Origin of the sequence: Sphingomonas sp. 3-13AW, assembly GCF_049311085.1 — a bacterium.
Taxonomy (GTDB): Bacteria; Pseudomonadota; Alphaproteobacteria; order Sphingomonadales; family Sphingomonadaceae; genus Sphingomonas.
Window position 1 is genome coordinate 59791 of sequence record NZ_JASNVZ010000015.1, and the last position, 19603, is coordinate 79393.

Below are 19603 nucleotides of genomic sequence, written 5' to 3' on the forward strand. Positions count from 1 at the left end.
AACGCTGTGCCTATGGACGCCGAGGATTTTCTGCCGCGTCGCAAGGACGACTTGCTGGCGCAGCTGGCACGCGAGGACCTGGACCCCTTGTCGGTCGCAGAGCTTCACGCCCGCATCGCCGCGCTCGAGGCGGAGATCGTCCGGTGCCGGAATCACGCGGAACGCGCGACAAGTCAGCGGGCAAGCGCCGACGCGCTCTTCCGAAAGTGACCGCAGGGGCGGCGGTCGCGGGAACGTTGCTGGAACGCCGGTGCCGGCTACCGCTTGATGCGGGCCCCTTGCGTTCCGACATAGATGCAAACGGTCGGCGCACGCTCGCCGGCCCGGTTGGAGTACCCATCTGATGCCATCCTTTGCCTCCGCCCTCGAAACCACGCTGCACAAGGCGCTCGAGGCGGCGTCTACCCGCCGGCACGAATATGCGACGCTCGAACACCTGCTGTTCGCGCTCGTCGAAGACGAACATGCGTCCAAGGTAATGGGCGCCTGCGGCGTCGACTTGGGCGAGCTCAAGGCGACCGTCGCGCAATATCTCGACACCGAGCTCGACGCGCTCAAGGTCGATTCGGCTACCGATCCCTCGCCCACCTCGGGCTTCCAGCGCGTCGTCCAGCGCGCGATCCTTCACGTCCAATCCTCCGGCCGCGACGAAGTGACCGGCGCCAACGTACTCGTTGCGCTGTTTTCCGAACGGGAAAGCTACGCCGTCTACTTCCTCCAGCAGCAGGACATGAGCAGGCTCGATGCGGTCAGCTTTATCAGCCATGGCGTGGGCAAGGGCGGTTCGCCGTCCGAGGCCCGCGAAGTGAAGGGCGCCGAGGAGGAGAAGCCAAAGGCCGATCCCAAGGGCAAGGGGGAGAGCGCGCTGAAGCAATTCTGCGTCGACCTCAACGAGAAGGCCCGCAACGGCAAGGTCGATCCGCTGATCGGCCGCGCTGCCGAGGTCGATCGTACGGTGCAGATCCTGTGCCGCCGCTCCAAGAACAACCCGCTCTATGTGGGCGATCCCGGCGTCGGCAAGACTGCCATCGCCGAGGGGCTCGCGCGCAAGATCATCGAGGGCGACGTGCCCGAGGTGCTGCTGCCCGCGGTCATCTACTCGCTCGACATGGGCGCGCTGCTTGCGGGCACCCGCTATCGCGGCGACTTCGAGGAACGGCTCAAGCAGGTCGTGAACGAGCTGGAGAAGCTGCCGCACGCGATCCTGTTCATCGACGAGATCCATACGGTGATCGGCGCGGGTGCGACCTCCGGCGGGGCGATGGATGCATCGAACCTCCTGAAGCCGGCGCTGTCGGGCGGCGCGATCCGCTGCATCGGCTCGACGACCTACAAGGAGTTCCGCAACCACTTCGAAAAGGATCGCGCGCTGCTGCGCCGGTTCCAGAAGATCGACGTCAACGAGCCGTCGGTCGAGGACACGATCAAGATCCTGACCGGCCTGCGGACCGCGTTCGAGGGGCACCACTCGGTCAAGTACACCCCCGACGCGATCAAGTCGGCGGTGGAGCTTTCGGCGCGCTACATCAACGACCGCAAGCTGCCGGACAAGGCGATCGACGTGATCGACGAGGTCGGCGCGATGCAGATGCTGGTGGCGCCCAGCAAGCGCAAGAAAACCATCACCACGCGGGAAGTGGAGGCGGTGATCGCCACCATGGCGCGCATCCCGGCAAAGTCGGTCTCGACCGACGATACCCGGGTGCTCGCCAACCTCGACACCGACCTGAAGCGGGTGGTGTTCGGCCAGGACGCGGCGATCGGCGTGCTGTCGTCGGCGATCAAGCTCAGCCGTGCGGGCCTGCGCGATCCCGACAAGCCGATCGGCAACTATCTGTTCTCCGGCCCCACCGGCGTCGGTAAGACCGAGGTTGCACGCCAGCTTGCCGAGATCCTGGGCATTCCGCTCCAGCGGTTCGACATGTCGGAATATATGGAGCGCCATTCGGTCAGCCGGCTGATCGGCGCCCCCCCGGGCTATGTCGGCTATGATCAGGGCGGCCTGTTGACCGATGCGGTCGACCAGAACCCGCATTCGGTGCTGCTGCTCGACGAGATCGAGAAGGCGCATCCGGACCTGTTCAACATCCTGTTGCAGGTGATGGACAACGGCAAGCTCACCGACCACCACGGCAAGACCGTCGATTTCAGGAACACCATCCTGATCATGACGACCAACGCCGGCGCGTCGGACATGGCCAAGGAGTCGATCGGCTTCGGCGAAATCAGCCGCGAGGACGTGCAGGAAGAGGCGGTGAAGAAGCTCTTCACCCCCGAATTCCGCAACCGACTCGATGCGATCGTGCCGTTCGGATATCTTCCGCCCGAAGTGGTCGAGCGGGTGGTGGAGAAGTTCATTCTCCAGCTCGAACTCCAGCTCGCCGATCGCAACGTCCACATCCACCTGGACGAGGGTGCGAAGGCTTGGCTGACCGAGCGCGGCTATGACAAGCTCTATGGCGCGCGCCCGATGGGCCGCCTGATCCAGGAGAAGATCAAGCAGCCGCTTGCCGAGGAGTTGCTGTTCGGCAAGCTCGTCCACGGGGGCGAGGTGTCGGTGAAGCTCAAGGACGGCGCGCTCGCCTTTGAGGTGACGCCCGCCGCACCGCGCAAGCCCAAGAAGGGCGGCAAGACCCGCGCGCCCGCAAAGGCGTAACAACAAAGGCCCCGGTCACAGGACCGGGGCCTTTCTTTTTGCCTGCATCGGCGGGCGCTAACCACTCCACCTATGGAACGGCGGCACCGGTCGGCGCCGCCTCGCATTCTTACTGCTCGTCGCCCATCCGCAGCGCGGCGATGAAAGCTTCCTGCGGGATACTGACCGAGCCGTACTCGCGCATCTTGGCCTTGCCCTTCTTCTGCTTGTCGAGAAGCTTGCGCTTGCGGCTGGCGTCGCCGCCATAGCATTTCGCGGTCACGTCCTTGCGCATAGCACTGATCGTCTCGCGCGCGATCACCTTGCCGCCGATCGCCGCCTGGATCGGGATCTTGAACAGGTGGCGCGGGATCAGTTCCTTCAGCCGCTCGACCATGCCGCGACCCCGAACCTCGGCGGTGCCGCGATGGACGATCATGCTGAGCGCATCGACCGGCTCCTCGTTGACGAGGATGCTCATCTTGACGAGGTCGCCCTCGCGATAGCCGATCTGCTGATAGTCGAAGCTGGCATAGCCCTTCGACAGCGACTTCAGCCGGTCGTAGAAGTCGAACACCACTTCGTTCAGCGGCAACTCATAGGTCGCCTGCGCACGTCCGCTGACATAGGTCAGGTTCTTCTGGATGCCGCGCCGGTCCTGGCACAGCTTCAGGATCGAGCCGAGATATTCGTCCGGCACATAGATCGTCGCCTCGATCCACGGCTCGCTGATCTTTGCGATCTTGTTGGGTTCCGGCATGTCCGCCGGATTGTGCAGGTCGATCTTGGTGACGCCCGACGGGTCGGGGTGCGTCAGCTCGATCTCGTACACCACCGACGGCGCGGTCGTGATCAGGTCGAGGTCATATTCGCGGGTCAACCGCTCCTGGATGATCTCCAGGTGGAGCAGCCCCAGGAAGCCGCAGCGAAAGCCAAAGCCCAGCGCTGCCGAGGTCTCCATCTCGAAGCTGAAGCTCGCGTCGTTGAGCCGCAGCTTGCTGATCGATTCGCGCAGCTTCTCGAAATCGTTGGCGTCGACCGGGAACAGCCCGCAGAAGACCACCGGCTGGACTTCCTTGAACCCCGGCACAGGCTCGGCTGCCGGACGCTTGGCGTCGGTGATGGTATCGCCGACCGCGGTCTGCGCGACTTCCTTGATCTGCGCGGTGATGAAGCCGATCTCGCCCGGGCCAAGGTCCGCCAGCTGCTCGATCTTGGGCCGGAAACAGCCCACGCGGTCCACCAGATGGACGGTGCCCGCGTTCATGAACTTGATCTGCTGGCCCTTCTTGAGCGTGCCGTCGATCACGCGGACCAGGATGACGACGCCCAGATACGGGTCGTACCAGCTGTCGACGAGCATCGCCTTGAGCGGCGCATCGGCATCCCCCTTGGGCGACGGGATGCGCTCGACCACGGTGTCGAGGATTTCCTCGATCCCGATGCCCGACTTTGCAGACGCGAGCACCGCATGGGTGGTGTCGAGGCCGATCAGGTCCTCGATCTCGGCCTTCACCCGCTCCGGCTCGGCGGCGGGCAGGTCAATCTTGTTGATGACCGGAATGATCTCGTGGTCGTGCTCGATCGACTGATAGACGTTGGCGAGCGTCTGCGCCTCGACGCCCTGGGCGGCATCCACCACCAGCAGCGCGCCTTCGCACGCGGCCAGGCTGCGCGAGACCTCATAGGCGAAGTCGACGTGGCCCGGCGTGTCCATCAGGTTGAGGACATGGCCCTTCCATTCCAGGCGCACGGTCTGCGCCTTGATGGTGATGCCGCGCTCCTTCTCGATATCCATGTTATCGAGCACCTGCGCTGACATCTCGCGCTCGGAGAGGCCCCCGGTGCGCTGGATCAGCCGGTCCGCAAGCGTCGATTTCCCATGATCGATGTGCGCGATGATCGAAAAATTGCGGATCTTGCTGAGTTCTGTCGCCATGATCCCGCGCGGTTAGCACCCGGCCGCGCCGATGCGAAGGGGGCGCGCGCGGGCAACCGCATTCCGCGCCTCAGAAAAGCGTAAAAGAGACGCTTGTAACCCCGAAAAACGCTGATATAAGCCGCCGCCTGCCACCCGGTCAGCGACTGGGCGGCACCGGTCGGGGAATAGCTCAGCCTGGTAGAGCACTGTGTTCGGGACGCAGGGGCCGGAGGTTCGAATCCTCTTTCCCCGACCAATTTCTCCCGCAAATTGAGAGAATTGCCCCTCGGGGCACCGGCCTGATCCGGAAGCGCGGATGCAGCCGTGCGGCACTTTTGGGCGCTGCAGCATTGTATCGGCGGCTCCAGACGCCAGATAGCCTCCCCATGTCTTTGCACCTCCCGCACGGGCTCGATCCGCGGCACCTGTTGCGTCCGCGGCGTCGCGGCATCGCCTCCGTCAATTCCGAAGTGCGCGACGGCATCGTGCCGGCGGGCGACCAGCTTGCGCAGACGACCGACCAGCAGGGCGGCGCCGCGCCGGGCGCCAATTACCGGACGGTCGCGCTGATCATCGCCTGCGCGATGTTCATGGAAAACCTGGATGCGACCGTGCTCGCGACCGCGCTGCCGACGATGGCGCAGGATTTCGGCGTGCGCGCACCAGAGATGAGCATCGCCCTCACCTCCTATCTGCTCGCGCTCGCGATGTTCATTCCGGCCTCCGGATTCGCGGCCGACCGCTTCGGCGCCAAGCGGGTCTTTCGCAGCGCGATCGCGGTGTTCGTGCTCGGCTCGCTCGCCTGCGGCCTTGCCCCCAATCTTGCGACGATGGCGGTCGCGCGGTTCCTGCAGGGCATCGGGGGCGCGATGATGATGCCGGTCGGGCGGCTGGTGCTGCTGCGTTCCGTCGCCAAGCGCGACATGGTGTCGGCGATGTCCTGGCTGATCATGCCGGCGCTGATCGGGCCGATCCTGGGCCCGCCGGTCGGCGGCTTCATCGTCACCTATGCCGACTGGCGCTGGATCTTCTGGCTCAATTTGCCGATCGGGATCGCCGGGTTCGTGCTGGTCGGCAGGTTCATCCCCGACATCCGGGAGGCGGGGGCGCAGGCGTTCGACCGCATGGGCTTCCTCCTCTCGGCGGCGGCGCTCGGCTGCCTGCTGCTTGGGTTCGAGATGGTGAGCGGGGCGGAAGGGGCGCTGGTCGCGGCTCCGCTGATCGCGATCGGGGGCGTCGCGGGGCTGCTCTATGTGCGGCATGCCCGCCGCACCGAACACCCGATCCTCGACCTGTCGCTGATGCGGGTGCCGACGTTCCGGTTGTCGGTGCTGGGCGGATCGCTGGCGCGGATCACCCAGGGCGCGCAGCCGTTCCTGCTGCCGCTGATGATGCAGCTCGGCTTCGGTCTCAACGCCGCGCAGAGCGGCATGATGACGGTGGCGACGGCGATCGGATCCTTCGGGATGAAGGGCGTCGCGCGCCGCCTGCTCCACCGCTTCGGCTTTCGCTCCAGCTTGGTGGTGATGGGCGTGCTCGGCACCGCCGCCTATGCCGTGTGCGGGCTGTTCCGCCCCGGCTGGCCGCTGCCCGCGATCTTTGCGGTGCTGGTCGTCTCCGGCTTCCTGATGTCGTTCCAGTTCACCGCCTACAACACCATCGCCTATGACGAGATCGAGAAGGAGCGGATGAGCGCCGCCACCAGCTTCTATTCCACCTTCCAGCAGCTGATGCTGTCACTGGGGATCTGCACCGCGAGCGTGGCGCTGCAGGTGTCGATGGCGGCGAACGGCCGGGCGAGCCCGGGCTTTCCCGATTTCTCGGCGGCGTTCTGGACGGTCACTGCAGTCTCGCTCGCGGCATTGTTCGTCAACCTCCGCTTCGATCCGCAGGCGGGCGCCGAGATGAGCGGGCGCGCGCAGCCGGCGTAATTCGCCGCCACCTGCTTGCCGCGGGATCGGCCGCTGCATAGACCGCGCCTGTCCGAGTTTGTGGAAGGTCCCCGATGCGTTCTGGTCTGTTCGCCCTGTTGCTCCTCGCCGGCGCGGCGCTGCCCGGCGGTGCCATCCTCGCCGGCCCCGCACCCGCCGCTGCGGCATCGGCCGAAGACGCCGTGTTCGAGGCGCTGGGCAAGCGCTTCCTCGACGAGATGGCGCGGCTGCGGCCGACCTATGCGACCTATCTGGGGGACCATCGCTTTGACGGGGAGGTCGATGATCTTTCCGCCGCCGGCCGCGCCCGCGAAGTGGCCGCGTTGAAGCGCACGCAAGCGGCGCTGGCGCGGATCGACCGCAACAAGCTCAGCCGCGAGAACCAGGTCGATGCGGCGCTGCTCGCCAATGAGCTCGCCTATCAGCTGTGGACGATCGAGACCCTGAAGCCCCACGAATGGGATCCGCAAGGCGCCAATGAGTCGGTGTCGGGCGGGCTCTACCTGCTGGCCGCGCGCGATTTCGCGCCCTGGCCGGATCGGCTGCGCTCGGCGATCTCCCGCATGGAAAAGACGCCCAAACTGTACCAGCAGATGCGCGCCAGCCTGGTCCCCGCCCGCGTGCCGGAAGTGTTCGCAAAGACCGTGTCGCAGCAGAATGCGGGCGTGCTCCAGATCGCCGAGGGAATGCTGGCCCCGCACAAGGGCAAGCTGTCCCCGGCCGACCAGAAGCGCTTCGACGCGGCGCTCGCGACGCTCAAGATCGCGGTTGCGGACCAGCAGAAGTGGCTCGACACCGTGCTGGTACCCCAGGCGAAGGGCGATTTCCGCCTGGGCGCCGCGCGCTACGACCAAAAGCTGCGCTACGCCCTGGTCACCGACCTCACCCGCCCGGAGATCAAGGCACGCGCGCTCAAGGCAAGGGCCGATGCGCGCGCCGAAATGTACGCGATCGCCCGCACCGTGCTGGCCGGCAAGCCCAACGCCCCCGCGCTTCCCGCCTCCCCCACGCCCGAGCAGCAGCAAAAGGCGATCGAGGCGGCGCTGGAGCTGACCTATGCCAAGCACCCCGCCCGCGATGGCGTGATCGCGGAGGCGACCCGGACGCTGCAGCAGGCGACCGAGTTCGTCCGCGCCAAGAACCTCATCACGGTGCCCGACACGCCGGTCCAGATCATCGAAATGCCCAAGTTCCGGCAGGGCGTGGCGGTCGCCTATTGCGACAGCCCGGGGCCGTTCGAGAAGCATCTCGGCACCTTTTACGCGGTCTCCCCGATCCCCGCGGACTGGAGCGATGCGCAGGCGGAATCCTTCCTGCGCGAATATAATGACTACATGATCCACGACCTGAGCGTGCATGAGGCGATGCCCGGTCATTACCTGCAGATCGCGCACGCCAATGAATATCCGTCGATGCTGCGCGCGGTGCTGGCGTCCGGGCCATTCATCGAGGGCTGGGCCGTCTATGCCGAGGGGATGATGGCCGACCAGGGCTATCTGAACGGCGATCCGCTGTTCAAGCTCACCGTCCTCAAGATGCGGCTGCGCTCGATCACCAACACGCTGCTCGACATCGGCATCCATACTGAGGGGATGACCGAGGTGCAGGCGATGCAGCTGATGATGGAGGGCGCGTTCCAGCAGGAGCGCGAAGCCGCGGGCAAGTGGACGCGTGCGCGCCTCTCCTCCACCCAGCTGCTGAGCTATTTCGTCGGCTATTCCGAGCATCTGGCACTGCGCGCCGCCGTCGAGCAGCGCGAGGGCGCCGCCTTCGACCTGAAGCGCTACAATGATGCGGTGCTGGCACATGGATCGCCGCCGGTCCGCTACGTCCGCGCGCTGATGCTGGACGAGCCCATCCAGTAAGACCGCATCCCCCCTCGGATCATTTGCCAGCCTCGGCGGTTGCTGGCGGACGATTCGAGGGAGAAGCCGATTGACCGCACCGCATGCCGCCCCGCCCTGCCCCCGATCCGGAAGGGACTGAGCGCATGTACCTGCTCTTTGTCCTGGTCGCGGTCGGCGCGGGCATCACCAGTGCGCTCCAGTCAGGCACCAACAACGCGCTGCAAAAGGCGCTGGGCACCCAGTTGTGGACGGTCTCGATCGTGTCGGTCGTGACCCTGGCGGTGTCGCTGGTGCTATCGCTGGCATCGGGGGAGCGGCTGCCGAGCGGCCAGGCGGTGGCGCAGACGCCGTGGTGGGCGTGGACCGGCGGCGTGCTCGGCATCGTGTTCGTGCTGGCGACGGTCTATGCCTCCCCCCGGCTGGGCGCGGGGCTGTTCGTGGCGCTGATCGTCACCGCCTCGACCATCGCGGCGCTGGTACTCGACCATTTCGGCTGGATGGGGTTCGAGGTTCACCCGGCCGGAATCGGCCGCATGGCCGGTGCGGCGCTGATGGTCGCGGGCGTCGCCCTGATCGCGAAGTTCTAACCCGCCACGGGCTTTTTCGGCGGCGCAAAGGGGGGTGCGTCCGGGGGCACGGCGGCGTTGCGCCACCGCGCGACCGGCACCACCACCGGCCCCTCCTTGCTCTGGCGACGCTCGATCAGGGTCGCGCCCTGCTGCGCGGTGCTGCCGATGGTGGCGCGCGTCCGCACCCAAAAGGTGTTGGAGCGGAAACTGGTGCCCGCCGGCATCGCCACCCCTTCGTCGGCAAGGTCCTTGAGCGACAGGAACCCCTGGCGCTGGCGGGTGGTGGCGAGGCGATCGGCCACGGTCTGGTTGTCGAACAGCACCGCCATCAGCTCGACGGGAGCCGCGTTGAGGTTGATCGTCGTCTTTCCCGGAAGCGCCGTCGCCAGCCGTTCGAGCCTGTCGGCCAGTTCGGGCGGCACCCCGGTGTAGCGCAGCGGCCGCAGGTCCGCGATCGGGCCATATTCGCGGATCAGCCCGACGGCGGTCGCGATCTGGGCATCGTCGAACCCGGCCGCGCGCCCGATCCGGGCGAACAGCAGCTGGGCGGCGAGATCGTCGCCGCGCACCGCGTTCACGTTGAACCGCCCTTCCGCGTCGGCGATGGCGAGGTCGAAGCGTCCGCCCTCGATCGCGACGTCGCTGTCCGCGATCGCCCCCCAGGGTTCGGTGGCATAATCGGCATCGGGCGCATCGCGGGCGTCGCGGCGCAGCGCCACCACGGCCGAGGTTTCGCCGCCGCGCACGATGGCGAGCGCGCGGGCGGCCTCGCGCGAGCGGATCGCGCGGTCGAGGGCGATTTCCTCCCGGTTGATGAGCAACAGCACGATGCCGCTGGCGATCGCCACGAACATCAGCACGTTGACGAGGATCATGCCCTCCTCGCGGGGGTCGTGCCGGGTCATGGCGCCACGCTCGGCGGGATCGGCAGCGTCACCACCCGGCGCACGGTGCCGCCCATGCCGCTGGGCGCGTCGATGGTGAGGTCCACGACGACGGCGCGCGGCCAGGTGTCGACGCGCTCCTGGTCGGGCGGCCAGCTGTCGAGCCAGCCGCCGTCGAAATAGCGCCAGCGCGCCCGCTCGACGCCGGTGAGCACGCGCTGGGGCTGGCCGGCGACGGTGCGGATGAACATGCCATCGGCGACGCGATAGGAGACGGCGATCGGCGGGCCGCCGAGCCCAGGGGAGGCGCGGGTGAAGGTGACCTGGCTGCCGTCGCCCTGCACGCGGCCGGCGGCAAGCTGGTCGAAATCGCTGTCGACCACGAACATCGCGCGCTGCACCTCGGCAATGCGGTCGAGCCGCTTTTCCGTGCGTCCCTGGACCGAGAGGATGCTGTCGACCAGCGTGACGCCGGCAACCGCGATCAGCGCGAAGAGCCCCAGCGAGATCATCAGCTCGATGAGGGTGAAGCCGCCCTCCCCGTCCGGAGCGGGCCGGGTCACGCGCCCTGGCTCACCGCCACCTTGGAGTAGCCGTCGCGCCCCGCCAGCAGGATCGCGAAGCTGCGCGCGCAGCTGCCATCGGTGCGGAAACGGACCGCGCCCGTCGCGCAGTCGAAGCCGCGCTCGCCGAGCAGCCCTTCGCGGTTGAGCTGGTTGGCGGCGCGCAGCTGCTCGGTGATGCCGACCGCGTCATAGGCGAGCGCCGCGATCGCGCCGGGCCGCCCGCCGTTGCGCGCCGCATAGGCGCCGGCAAAGCGCTCGAACGCGTCGGGTTCGGGGCTGGCGATCCACGCGCCCTCGAGCGCGGCGAGCGCCTCGGGCCGATAGTCGACGCCCTGGAAGGTGGTGAGCAACTGCACGCCCGCGTCGCGCAAAGCACGCGAGGCGGCGAGCAGCGCCGCGCCGCCGCCCGGCACCAGCACCGCATCGGGCGCGTCGCCGACGGCCGGCAGCGGCGTGCCGGGCGCGACCGTCACCGCCCGCACCGTAATGCCCAATTCCGGCTCCATCGCCTTGGCAGCGTCCACCGATGCCGTCGACCAGCTGCCGCCGTCGCCGATCACCAGCACGTTGCGCACGCCGCGGGTGCGGGCATAGCGCAGGATCGCCTGGGTGCTCTGCGACGCGGTGATGCCGAACAGGAAGGCGCCGCTGTTGCGCAGCGCCAGGTCGTTGGAAAAGGCGAGCACCGGCACCCGTCCGGCGGCCGCCTGCACCACCGCCGGCACTTCGGCCGCGGTAAGCGGCCCGAGCAGCATCCCCGCCTTTGCCTTCAGCGCCAGCCCTGCCGCAGCGGCCGCGCCCGCAGGGGTGCCGCCGGTGTCGAACACGCGCAGCATCGGCTTGCCGGGCGCGGCGCCCGATTGCGGAAGCATCGCCGCCTGCTGCATGCTAAGCCCCAGCGCCGCATGGCCGCCGGTCAACGGCACCAGCAGCGCCACCGGCCGGGTTTCCTTCCGCGCCGCCAGCAAGGGAGCAGCGGCCCATGCCGCAGACGATAGCACGAGGGTCGATCGCAGCAGGCGAAGCGTCTGCCGCCGCGATACTTCCGGAAGGGGCGCGAGCTCAGGCACGGCGGCGGTCTATCGCGTTCGCGGGGCTCGGAATAGCCTCGTTCGCCGTCGCCATGGTCGCGACGCTGCCGGCAAGCGTGGTGTTGACGGACCGGCCGTGGCGCAGCGGCATCGCGGGCACGATCTGGAACGGCGAAGTCGGCGTCGCCGGCGGCAGCAAGGTCGAATGGGAATGGGCGCCGCTGCGCTCGCTCACCAGCCTGGGCTTCGCCGTCGACTGGCGCGCCACGGGGCCGGATACCGATCTTGGCGGGCAGGCGCTGTTCCGGCCGGGCGGCGCGGTCCGGCTCGACCGAGTGAGTGGCTCGGCCGATGCAAGCCTGCTGCAGGCCGTAGCGCCCAACCTGCCCTTCACCTGCGACCTCACCATGCAGGTCGAACTGCCGCGGCTGGTTGCGGGCAGCGGCGACCGGCAGGCGCAGGCGACGATCCTGTCCGATGCGGGCAGTTGCATGGCCCGCCCAAGCGGCGTCGCCAGCACGGTGCCCGCGATGATCCTGACCGCCGAGCATGTCGGCCGCGAGACGCGCATCCGCCTCGCCCCCCAGGCCCAGCGCCGCCAGACGCTGGTAGAGGCAGTGCTGGCGGAGGACGGCGCGTACCGGATGACGCTGACCAGCGACGGCGCCGCCGCGCTGCCCTTCACCGGCCTGCCGCCGGGCGTGACGGTGGAGAGCCGGCTGTAGGCGCGCGCATCAGATCGTCACCAGATTGTTGAGGTTGATGATCGGCAGCAGGATGGCGAGCACCATCAGCAGCACCAGCCCGCCCATCAGCAGCAGCACCAGCGGCTCGACGAGCGCCACCAGCGTCGCGGTGAGCGCGTCGAGCTCCCGCTCCAGCTCGGTTGCGGCGCGGTCGAGCGCGGGGGCCAGCCGCCCGCTCGATTCGCCCGAGGCGACGATCGCGACCAACATCGACGGGAACGCCTCCGCCTCTGCCATCGCCGCGCGCAGGCTCAGCCCCTCGCGGACGCGATAGGCGACGCCCAGCGCCTTGTCGCGCACCCAGCGGTTGGGCGTGACGGCGGCGGCGGCGTGCAGCGCTTCAACTAGCGGGACGGCGCTGCCGACCAGGGTCGCCAGGCTTCCGGCAAAGCGCGCGGCATTGTGCTGGCGGCTGAAGCGGCGGAACGGGCGCCGTTCGGAAAGAAAGCGGTCGACGCGCAGCCGGTTGGCGGGCACCCGCATCCACCGGCCCGCGATCAGCACCAGCACCAGCACGATGCCGGCGACATACAGGCCGTAGTTCTGGATGAAGGCCGACAGCGCGATCAGCGCGCGCGTCAGGAACGGGAGCTCGGCGCCGCGCGACACGAAGACGCGCACGATGTCCGGCACGACATAGACCATCAACAGCACCATCATCCCGAACGAGACGGTGGCGAGCAGCGCCGGATACAGGAGCGCAAGCTGGAGCTTCTGCCCGTTGGCGTGGCGCGTCTCGACGAAGGCGGCGAGGTGGTTGAGCACGTCCGTCAGCCGGCCCGACTGCTCGCCGGCCGCGACCGAGGCGGTGTAGAAGCCGGGAAAGGCGCGCGGATGCCGCGAGAGCGCGGCGGCGAAGCTGCGACCGTCGAGGATCGCGGAACGCACGTCGAGAAGCAGCGCGCTCACATGCGCCTGGTCCGCCTGCCCCGCCACCAGCCGCAGCGATTCCTCGATCGAGACGTCGGAGCCGACCAAGGTCGCGATCTGGCGGGTGATGGTGGCAAGCTGGCGCGGAGTGATGCCGCGCCGCCGGAACGCGGGCAACCGCAGCGAGCCCAGCGAAGCCCGCTTCTCGCCCGCGACCTCCACCGACAGCGGCAGCAGCGCCTGGTCGCGCAGCTGGGCACGCGCCGCCGCCGGGCTCGAAGCCTCGATAATCCCCTTGCGGGTGGCGCCGCCACGATCGGCAGCACGATAGGCATAGGCGGTCATTTAAGGCCTTCGCGAGCGCGGAAGTTGAGGAAGTTGAGGCGCAGATCCGCTTCCGCCCCAAGCATGTCAGGAGCGTGACACAGCGGGCGGTCCAGCGAGGCGACGGCGGAAGTCATCAACCCCACGAAAGCACATGCCGGCACGCTGGGACAGGGGGAAGCGGCCATGCCCCCTTGAGTCGGGGCGGAAAGCCACGTCTTATACCGGATCAATCATAGGAGAGAGCGGATGGGCCCGTTGCGCTGGATGACCGCTGCCCTGGCCCTGTCCACGGCCACGCCGTACGCTGCCGCCCTCCCCCGGCACACGGCCGATGCGGCCAAGGCGCGCGTGACGAACCCGCTGCTGCCCGGCGGGCCGGACCCCTGGATCGTGCGCGAGGGCGACACCTATTATTACATGGCGACGCTGGGGGACCGGCTGGCGATCCGCGCGACCCGCGACCTCTCCCGCCTGGCCGAGGCGGAGGAGACGGTGGTGTGGCGGCCGCCGGTGTCGGGGCCGAACGCCCGGTCGATCTGGGCGCCCGAGCTCCATCGCATCGACGGCAAATGGTACATTTACTACAGCGCCGCCGCGGCCGGGCATGATGACGACGCCCATCGCGGCGTGTTCGTGCTGGAGAATGCGGGCGCCGATCCGCTCAGGGGCAAGTGGGTCGACCGCGGCCGGATCGCGACGGCGCGGCCGGGGATCGACGGCACGACCTTCGAACATCGCGGCACGCGCTATTTCGTCTATTCGCCCTATGTCGGGAGCGAGAGCGACCTGGCGATCGTCGCGATGCGCAACCCGTGGACGGTGACCGGACCCGAGACCATTCTCGCCCGGCCCGACCGCAACTGGGAACGGCAGGGCGGACGCCAGATCCTGGAGGGCCCGGCGTTTCTGAGGGGGCCGAGCGGCGACCTGTTCCTCGCCTATTCCGGAAGTGCCTGCTGGTCGGACGGTTATGCCGTGGGGCTGTTGCGGGCGCGCCCCGACGCCGACCCGCTGAGGCCATCGTCGTGGGCCAAGGCGCCCGCGCCGATCCTGAAGACGACGCCCTCGGCCGGGGTCTATGCTCCCGGGCACAACGGCTTCTTCACCGCGCGCGATGGGGCGACCTGGATGGTCTATCACGCCAACACCGCGGCAGGGATGGGCTGCACCGGCAAGCGCGCGCCGCATATCCAGCGGGTGACCTTCGATGCGAGCGGCGCACCCGGCATCCCCAAGCTCGGCCGGGAAGCGGCGCTCCCCTGATCGCGGCGCTGCGTCAGCCCTCGTCGCGGACGACGCGGGCGACCTCCTCGACGGTGGTGATTCCGGCGCGGACCTTGGCGGCGCCGTCGTCGAGCATGGACGGATTGTCGCGGCGGGCGGCGCGTTCCAGCTCGGCCTCGGACGCGCCATCGTGGATCAGCGCCTGAAACGCCTCGTCGACCGCGACCACTTCGTAGAGTCCCGCGCGCCCGGTGTAGCCGTCGCCGTGGCAGGCGTCGCAACCGACGGCGCGCCACAGCGGCTCGCCGGCGGCAATGGCGCCGCCCATCAACATCGCATCGCCTTCGCTGGCGACATCCTCGCGCCTACAGTCCGGACACAGCCGCCGCACGAGCCGCTGGGCGACGAGCCCCACCACCATCGGCGCGAGCAGATAGCGTTCCACCCCCATGTCGATCAGTCGGGTGACCGATCCGACTGCGGAATTGGTGTGGAGCGTCGACAGGACGAAATGGCCGGTCATCGACGATCGCACCGCGACCTGCGCGGTTTCCTGGTCGCGGATCTCGCCGACCATGATGACGTCCGGGTCCTGGCGCAGGATCGCGCGCAGGCCGCGCGCAAAGGTCAGGTCGGTGCGCGGGTTGACCTGGGTCTGGCCGATGCCGGGCAGCTCATATTCGATCGGGTCCTCGACCGTCATGATGTTGCGGCGGCGGTCGTTGAGGCGGGTGAGCGCGGTGTAGAGCGTCGTCGTCTTGCCCGATCCGGTCGGACCGGTGACGAGCAGCATGCCGTGCGGCCGCTCCAGCAGGCGGGTGAACACGCCGACATCGCGCTCCGACATGCCCAGGCTCGGCAGGTCGAGCCGCAGCCCCCCGCGTTCGAGCAGGCGCAGCACCACGCGCTCGCCATGCTGGGTGGGGATGGTCGAGACGCGCGCGTCGACGTCGTGGCCGCCGATGCGCAGCGTCACGCGGCCGTCCTGCGGCACGCGCTTTTCCGCAATGTCGAGCTTCGCCATCACCTTGATGCGGCTGACCAGCAGCGGGGCGAGCGCGCGCTGCGGCTCGACGATGTCGCGCAGCACGCCGTCGATGCGGAAGCGGACGACGAGCCGCTTTTCCTGCGTCTCGACATGCACGTCCGACGCCCGCTCCTTCACCGCCTCCAGCAGGAGCGCGTTGATGAGGCGGATGACGGGCGAATCGTCGCGGCTGTCGAGGAGGTCGTCGACCGAGGCGGCGCTGTCGGCGAGCGCTGCGAGATCATGTTCGGCAAGCTCGATGCCGGCCGCGGTCGTGGCACTGCTGCCGCCATAGGCCTGGGCGAGCGCCGTCTCGAACGCGTCGTCGGCGACCGGCACGAACGGCACGCCCGGCGCGATGCGCTGCACCTCCAGCAGCGCGTCGAGCGGCGCACCGGCGCGATGCAGGCACTCGATGCCGGCGCTGCCGCTCCGCAACAGGACCCCGGCACGACGGGCATAGCCATAGGGCAGCCGCTCGGCCGGCGCGTCCTCGATCAGCAGCAACGTATCGGTCACGCCCCGAACTCCACGGTGGCCGAGACATGGCCCGGCACGGCCCCGCGCACGATCGAAACCTGGCGAACGCCCAGGGTGGTGGTGCGGGCGACCTCGTCGATCCAGCGCAGGACGCCGTCGTAGGTGCCGTCGGCAACCGTCGCGCGAAAGCCGCCGGCGACCAGCGGCACCGTCTCGGCCGTAAGCCCGGCGCGCGCGGCGGCGGCGGCAATGACTGAGTCGACAGGACCGGCGGTGAGCGGTTGGGCGGCCGGCAGCGTCCCGGCAGCGCGGATGCGGGCGTTCAGCGTCTCATATTGGCGGATGTCGGCACGCGCATCGGCACGCGCGGCCTGGATCGGCTTCACGACGCCATAGACCGCCACCAGCAGCACCAGCAGCGCGGCGAGGCCGCCGACGAGCCGGCGCTCTCGCTGGCTGAGGTTGCTCCACCACCGGTCGAAGCGGGCAAGCCCCCCCTCCAGCCGCGAGCGTCCGGGCAGCCGCACGATCATGCCCCGGCCGCCGTCACGCGGATGCCGCCGGCGGGATCGGGGGTGACCTTTGCCTCCACCCGCGCACCAGTGAGCGCGGTGCGCAGCTGGTCGGCGGCGCCCGCGTCGCTGGCGTCGAGATCGATCACCAGCTGGTTGCCGCTCCACTGCATCGATCGCACGGCGATGGTGGGCGCCAGCGGCGCGAGCGCGACGCTGACCCGCGCGAGCGTCGGCACGAAACGGTTGTCGCCGGTCGCGCGGGGCAGCCGGTCGGCGACGCTGCCGGGCAGGTCGGTCGCCTGCGCGAGATCCGGCGCGGCGGTGGCGAGCAGCGTGCGCGTCTCGGCTTCCGTCCGGTCGGCAATGGCGCGCAGCATCAGCGTGTCGGCGGCGGCGATCACGCCGTTCGCCACCAATGCGGCGAGCGCGACCATCGCGAGCTTGCGCACGAACGCCGATCCGGTGCCGCGGCGGGCATAGCGCCCCTGTCGCAGATCGAGCGCGGGTACGGCCAGCGTCATGCCGAGCGGCTGCGGCACCGCGGGTTGTGCCGAGATCGGCGCGGGGAGCGGATCGGCAAAGGCGGTGACATCTGGCTGGCCGGCGGCTTCCCAGGCGGCGGGCAACAGCGCCGCCGGCACGGCAAAGCCGGTGCCGTCGCCCGCCCGCACGACGGCGCGGCCGTCGCGAAGCGCGACGTTCCACGCGCCTTCCGCGGGACGCGGCAGGGCGAGCGCATCGGGGACCAGCGCCGCCTCGCCAAGGCCGTTCGCTTCCGCCAGCGTCAGCCATTCCGCCATCACGCTGTGCCGGACCACCGCGACCAGGTAGCGCTGCGGCGCCAGCGTCTCGCCGATCGCCAGGTGCACCGCCTCGAGCGGATCGGCGATGCGATCCTCGATCGCGAAGGGCAGCGCCTCCAACCGTTGGGCGCGCGAAGGGAGCGGCAAGTCGACGGCAAGCAACAGCAGGCGTTCGGACGGCACCAGCAAGGTTGCGGGACCCTCGGCATCGGCTATGATCGGGCGTTCGCGCTCGAGCGTCCATACGCCGGCGGCGGTGTCGCCCGTGTGGACGGTCATATTTGAGTCATCAGGCGAACGCATGGGGCCGGGATGCGCATCTTTTCACAACAGTTTCATGACAGCGTCGGGGGCACCGTGACAGCCTGTGCGAAAAGCCGCAAGCCGCGCGTGCGGCGGACCGTGCCGGCGGCACAGGCGGGGCTGACCCTGGTCGAGATGATCGTGGTGCTGGCGATCATCGCGATCGTCGCCGCGCTGATCGTGCCCAACGTCATCAGCCGCCCGGACCAGGCGCGCGTCACGACCGCGGGCACCGACATCAAGAGCATCTCCGCCGCGCTCAAGATGTACCGGCTCGACAATGGCGACTATCCGACGACGCAGCAGGGGCTGAAGGCGCTGGTCGAACGGCCGGGCACCCCGCCAGTGCCGAGCGGCTGGGCGCCGGGCGGCTATCTTTCCGACATGCCGGTCGACCCCTGGGGCAATCCCTATGTCTATAGCTCGGCGGGCAACGGCAGCTTCGAGCTGAAGTCGCTCGGCAAGGACGGCAAGCCCGGCGGCAAGGGCCTGGACGCCGACATCGACGGCAAGCGCCCCTGACATGACGCTGCCTGCCCGTCGCGCGGGCAACGACCCGGCGGACGCGCAGGCGCCGCGCCATGCCGAAAGCGGCATGACGCTGGTCGAGATGCTGGTCGTGCTGGCGATCATCGGCATCGCCGCCGGTGCGGTGACGCTCGGCATCGGCGCCGCCACGCGCGCGCCCACCGTCGAGACGGAGGCGCGGCGGCTGGCGACGCAGCTGCAGGCCGCTGCCGATGATTCGATGCTGGGCGACCGCGCCATCGCCTTTACCGCCGGCGACCATGGCTATGGCTTTGCGACCCTGACCGGGGCGGGCAGCTGGACCCCGCGCGAGGGCGCCGGCATGGGATTCCACACGCTGCCGGGCGGCATGGTGATGCGCCTGTCGGCCCGGCCGCCGATCCTGCTGGGGATCGACGGCACCGGCGAACCGCTGACCGCCGACATCAGCTCGGGCCAGGATCGCTGGATCGTCACCTATGACGGCATGACCGCACAGGCCGTGCGCGCGCCCGCCGCATCTTCGGCACCCGCCGCATGACGCCGCGGACGGCCGAGCAGGGATTCTCGCTGATCGAGGCGCTGGTCGCGCTCGCCGTGCTGGCGATCGCCACCGTCGGGCTGATCGGTGCCGTCGAGCAGCACATCGATTCTACCCGCGGCATCGAGCGGCGCACGATCGCGATGCTGGTCGCCGAGAACCGGCTGGCGGAACTGGAGGTCGGCGCGCCGGAGGTGGACGCGCGCACCGTCGAGATGCTCGGCCGCCGCTGGCAAGTCGCGGTCGTCCGGCGCGGCACCGACGATCCCGCGCTCGACCGGGTGCGGATCGCCGTCTCCGCCGCGGGCGAGGAAACGCCGCTTGCGCAGCTCGACGGCTTTCTGGAAGGACGCGGATCATGAGGATGCCCGCGCTCACGCCGCGCCAGAAGCGCCAGACGCTGGACGTGGCAATCGCGCTGGCGATCGTGTCGGTCGCCTTTCCGCTCGCCGGGCTGGTGTGGACGATGGCGGGCCATGCCGGAACCGGTGCCGTGACCGTGCCGAGCGAGGGACGCGCACGCCCCGCCGCGGTCGGCGACCTCGGGCCGGTGCTCGCCTGGGCCCCGTTCGGACAGGCCGCCGTCGGCGAGGCGACGCAGAAGACCGGCATCCAGGCGGAATTGCGCGGGCTGATCTTTGCGATCCCGGTCGAGCTGGCAGTCGCCTTTGTCGCAACCGGCTCCGAGCCTGCGCGCGCCTATCGCGTCGGGGAGACGCTGGCGGGGCTCAGGATCGAGGGCATCCAGCGCGATCGCATCCTGCTCAACAACGGCGGGCGCATCGAATATCTGGGCTTTCCCGATCCGAACGTCCTGACCAGTGCCGCGGCCGACGCAGCCGGGAGCCCCGGCCCCCCCGCCGCCGCCGGCACTAC

At 69.2% G+C, this 19603-nt stretch carries 19 protein-coding genes and 1 tRNA gene; 12 read left to right on the forward strand and 8 right to left on the reverse strand.

Annotation, left to right across the window (positions count from 1 at the left end; all coding sequences use genetic code 11):
- Nucleotides 1–12 precede the first annotated feature (12 nt).
- Together QP045_RS15055 and clpA are read left to right on the forward strand one after the other, a co-directional pair.
- Nucleotides 13–210, forward strand: coding sequence for a DUF1192 domain-containing protein (locus QP045_RS15055; protein WP_422515810.1), 198 nt, complete (start codon nt 13–15; stop codon nt 208–210).
- Between the two features lie 133 nt (nt 211–343).
- Complete coding sequence (clpA, locus tag QP045_RS15060; RefSeq protein ID WP_422515811.1) at nt 344–2656, forward strand: ATP-dependent Clp protease ATP-binding subunit ClpA; 2313 nt, start codon at nt 344–346, stop codon at nt 2654–2656.
- 109 nt (nt 2657–2765) lie between these two features.
- On the opposite strand, the gene lepA is transcribed toward clpA, so the two are convergent.
- Nucleotides 2766–4574 carry a translation elongation factor 4 gene (gene lepA / locus QP045_RS15065; protein WP_422515812.1) on the reverse strand — a complete coding sequence of 603 codons (1809 nt, stop codon included), beginning with the start codon at nt 4572–4574 and terminating at the stop codon, nt 2766–2768.
- Nucleotides 4575–4735: 161 nt separating this feature from the next.
- On the opposite strand from lepA, the gene QP045_RS15070 reads away from it, so the two are divergent.
- The 4 genes from QP045_RS15070 (at nt 4736) to QP045_RS15085 (ending at nt 8921) form a co-directional block, all read left to right on the forward strand.
- Nucleotides 4736–4812, forward strand: a tRNA-Pro gene (locus tag QP045_RS15070).
- A 130-nt stretch (nt 4813–4942) separates the two neighbouring features.
- The gene (locus tag QP045_RS15075; protein ID WP_422515813.1) at nt 4943–6487 is read left to right on the forward strand and encodes a DHA2 family efflux MFS transporter permease subunit; all 1545 of its coding nucleotides are present in this window, start codon (nt 4943–4945) and stop codon (nt 6485–6487) included.
- Nucleotides 6488–6561: 74 nt separating this feature from the next.
- On the forward strand, nt 6562–8352 hold the full coding sequence (locus tag QP045_RS15080; RefSeq protein ID WP_422515814.1) for a DUF885 domain-containing protein: 1791 nt from the start codon (nt 6562–6564) through the stop codon (nt 8350–8352).
- 125 nt (nt 8353–8477) lie between these two features.
- Nucleotides 8478–8921, forward strand: coding sequence for a DMT family transporter (locus QP045_RS15085; RefSeq protein ID WP_422515815.1), 444 nt, complete (start codon nt 8478–8480; stop codon nt 8919–8921).
- Here QP045_RS15085 and QP045_RS15090 read toward each other — a convergent pair.
- Genes QP045_RS15090 through QP045_RS15100 form a run of 3 tightly spaced genes read right to left on the reverse strand, consistent with a single transcriptional unit; the run spans nt 8918 to nt 11291 of the window.
- On the reverse strand, nt 8918–9808 hold the full coding sequence (locus QP045_RS15090) for a general secretion pathway protein GspK (RefSeq protein ID WP_422515816.1): 891 nt from the start codon (nt 9806–9808) through the stop codon (nt 8918–8920). The genes QP045_RS15085 and QP045_RS15090 overlap by 4 nt on opposite strands.
- Nucleotides 9805–10350 (reverse strand): type II secretion system protein GspJ, encoded by a 546-nt coding sequence (locus QP045_RS15095; RefSeq protein WP_422515817.1) that lies wholly within the window; start codon nt 10348–10350, stop codon nt 9805–9807. Before QP045_RS15095 ends, QP045_RS15090 begins: the two co-directional genes overlap by 4 nt.
- Entirely contained in the window at nt 10347–11291 is a 945-nt protein-coding gene (locus QP045_RS15100) for an ABC transporter substrate-binding protein (RefSeq protein WP_422515818.1), read from the reverse strand. Before QP045_RS15100 ends, QP045_RS15095 begins: the two co-directional genes overlap by 4 nt.
- A 44-nt stretch (nt 11292–11335) precedes the next feature.
- Between QP045_RS15100 and gspN the strand changes: the two genes are divergently transcribed.
- Complete coding sequence (gene gspN, locus QP045_RS15105) at nt 11336–12109, forward strand: type II secretion system protein N (RefSeq protein WP_422515819.1); 774 nt, start codon at nt 11336–11338, stop codon at nt 12107–12109.
- 9 nt (nt 12110–12118) lie between these two features.
- Here the strand turns inward: gspN and QP045_RS15110 are convergent, their stop codons facing one another.
- The gene (locus QP045_RS15110) at nt 12119–13345 is read right to left on the reverse strand and encodes a type II secretion system F family protein (RefSeq protein WP_422515820.1); all 1227 of its coding nucleotides are present in this window, start codon (nt 13343–13345) and stop codon (nt 12119–12121) included.
- A gap of 228 nt (nt 13346–13573) precedes the next feature.
- Between QP045_RS15110 and QP045_RS15115 the strand changes: the two genes are divergently transcribed.
- Nucleotides 13574–14590 (forward strand): family 43 glycosylhydrolase, encoded by a 1017-nt coding sequence (locus tag QP045_RS15115; RefSeq protein WP_422515821.1) that lies wholly within the window; start codon nt 13574–13576, stop codon nt 14588–14590.
- A 13-nt stretch (nt 14591–14603) separates the two neighbouring features.
- On the opposite strand, the gene gspE is transcribed toward QP045_RS15115, so the two are convergent.
- From gspE to gspL, 3 genes are read right to left on the reverse strand one after another with little or no spacing between them, the layout of a single operon-like run.
- A complete protein-coding gene (gspE, locus tag QP045_RS15120; RefSeq protein ID WP_422515822.1) occupies nt 14604–16097 on the reverse strand; it encodes a type II secretion system ATPase GspE in 1494 nt (497 codons plus the stop codon).
- Nucleotides 16094–16591, reverse strand: a complete 498-nt coding sequence (gene gspM, locus QP045_RS15125) for a type II secretion system protein GspM (RefSeq protein WP_422515823.1) — start codon at nt 16589–16591, stop codon at nt 16094–16096. The genes gspE and gspM overlap by 4 nt, the downstream gene beginning before the upstream one ends.
- Nucleotides 16588–17655, reverse strand: coding sequence for a type II secretion system protein GspL (gene gspL / locus QP045_RS15130; RefSeq protein WP_422515824.1), 1068 nt, complete (start codon nt 17653–17655; stop codon nt 16588–16590). The genes gspM and gspL overlap by 4 nt, the downstream gene beginning before the upstream one ends.
- Before the next feature lie 78 nt (nt 17656–17733).
- Here gspL and gspG point away from each other — a divergent pair, with 78 nt between their 5' ends.
- From gspG to QP045_RS15150, 4 genes are all read left to right on the forward strand, one after another.
- Nucleotides 17734–18201, forward strand: coding sequence for a type II secretion system major pseudopilin GspG (gspG, locus tag QP045_RS15135; RefSeq protein ID WP_422515825.1), 468 nt, complete (start codon nt 17734–17736; stop codon nt 18199–18201).
- A 1-nt stretch (nt 18202) separates the two neighbouring features.
- Nucleotides 18203–18727 carry a prepilin-type N-terminal cleavage/methylation domain-containing protein gene (locus tag QP045_RS15140; RefSeq protein ID WP_422515826.1) on the forward strand — a complete coding sequence of 175 codons (525 nt, stop codon included), beginning with the start codon at nt 18203–18205 and terminating at the stop codon, nt 18725–18727.
- Nucleotides 18724–19089, forward strand: a complete 366-nt coding sequence (gene gspI / locus QP045_RS15145) for a type II secretion system minor pseudopilin GspI (RefSeq protein ID WP_422515827.1) — start codon at nt 18724–18726, stop codon at nt 19087–19089. Before QP045_RS15140 ends, gspI begins: the two co-directional genes overlap by 4 nt.
- Nucleotides 19086–19603: type II secretion system protein N (locus tag QP045_RS15150; protein ID WP_422515828.1), on the forward strand; the 518-nt coding region annotated here is incomplete at its 3' end. The genes gspI and QP045_RS15150, both read left to right, overlap by 4 nt.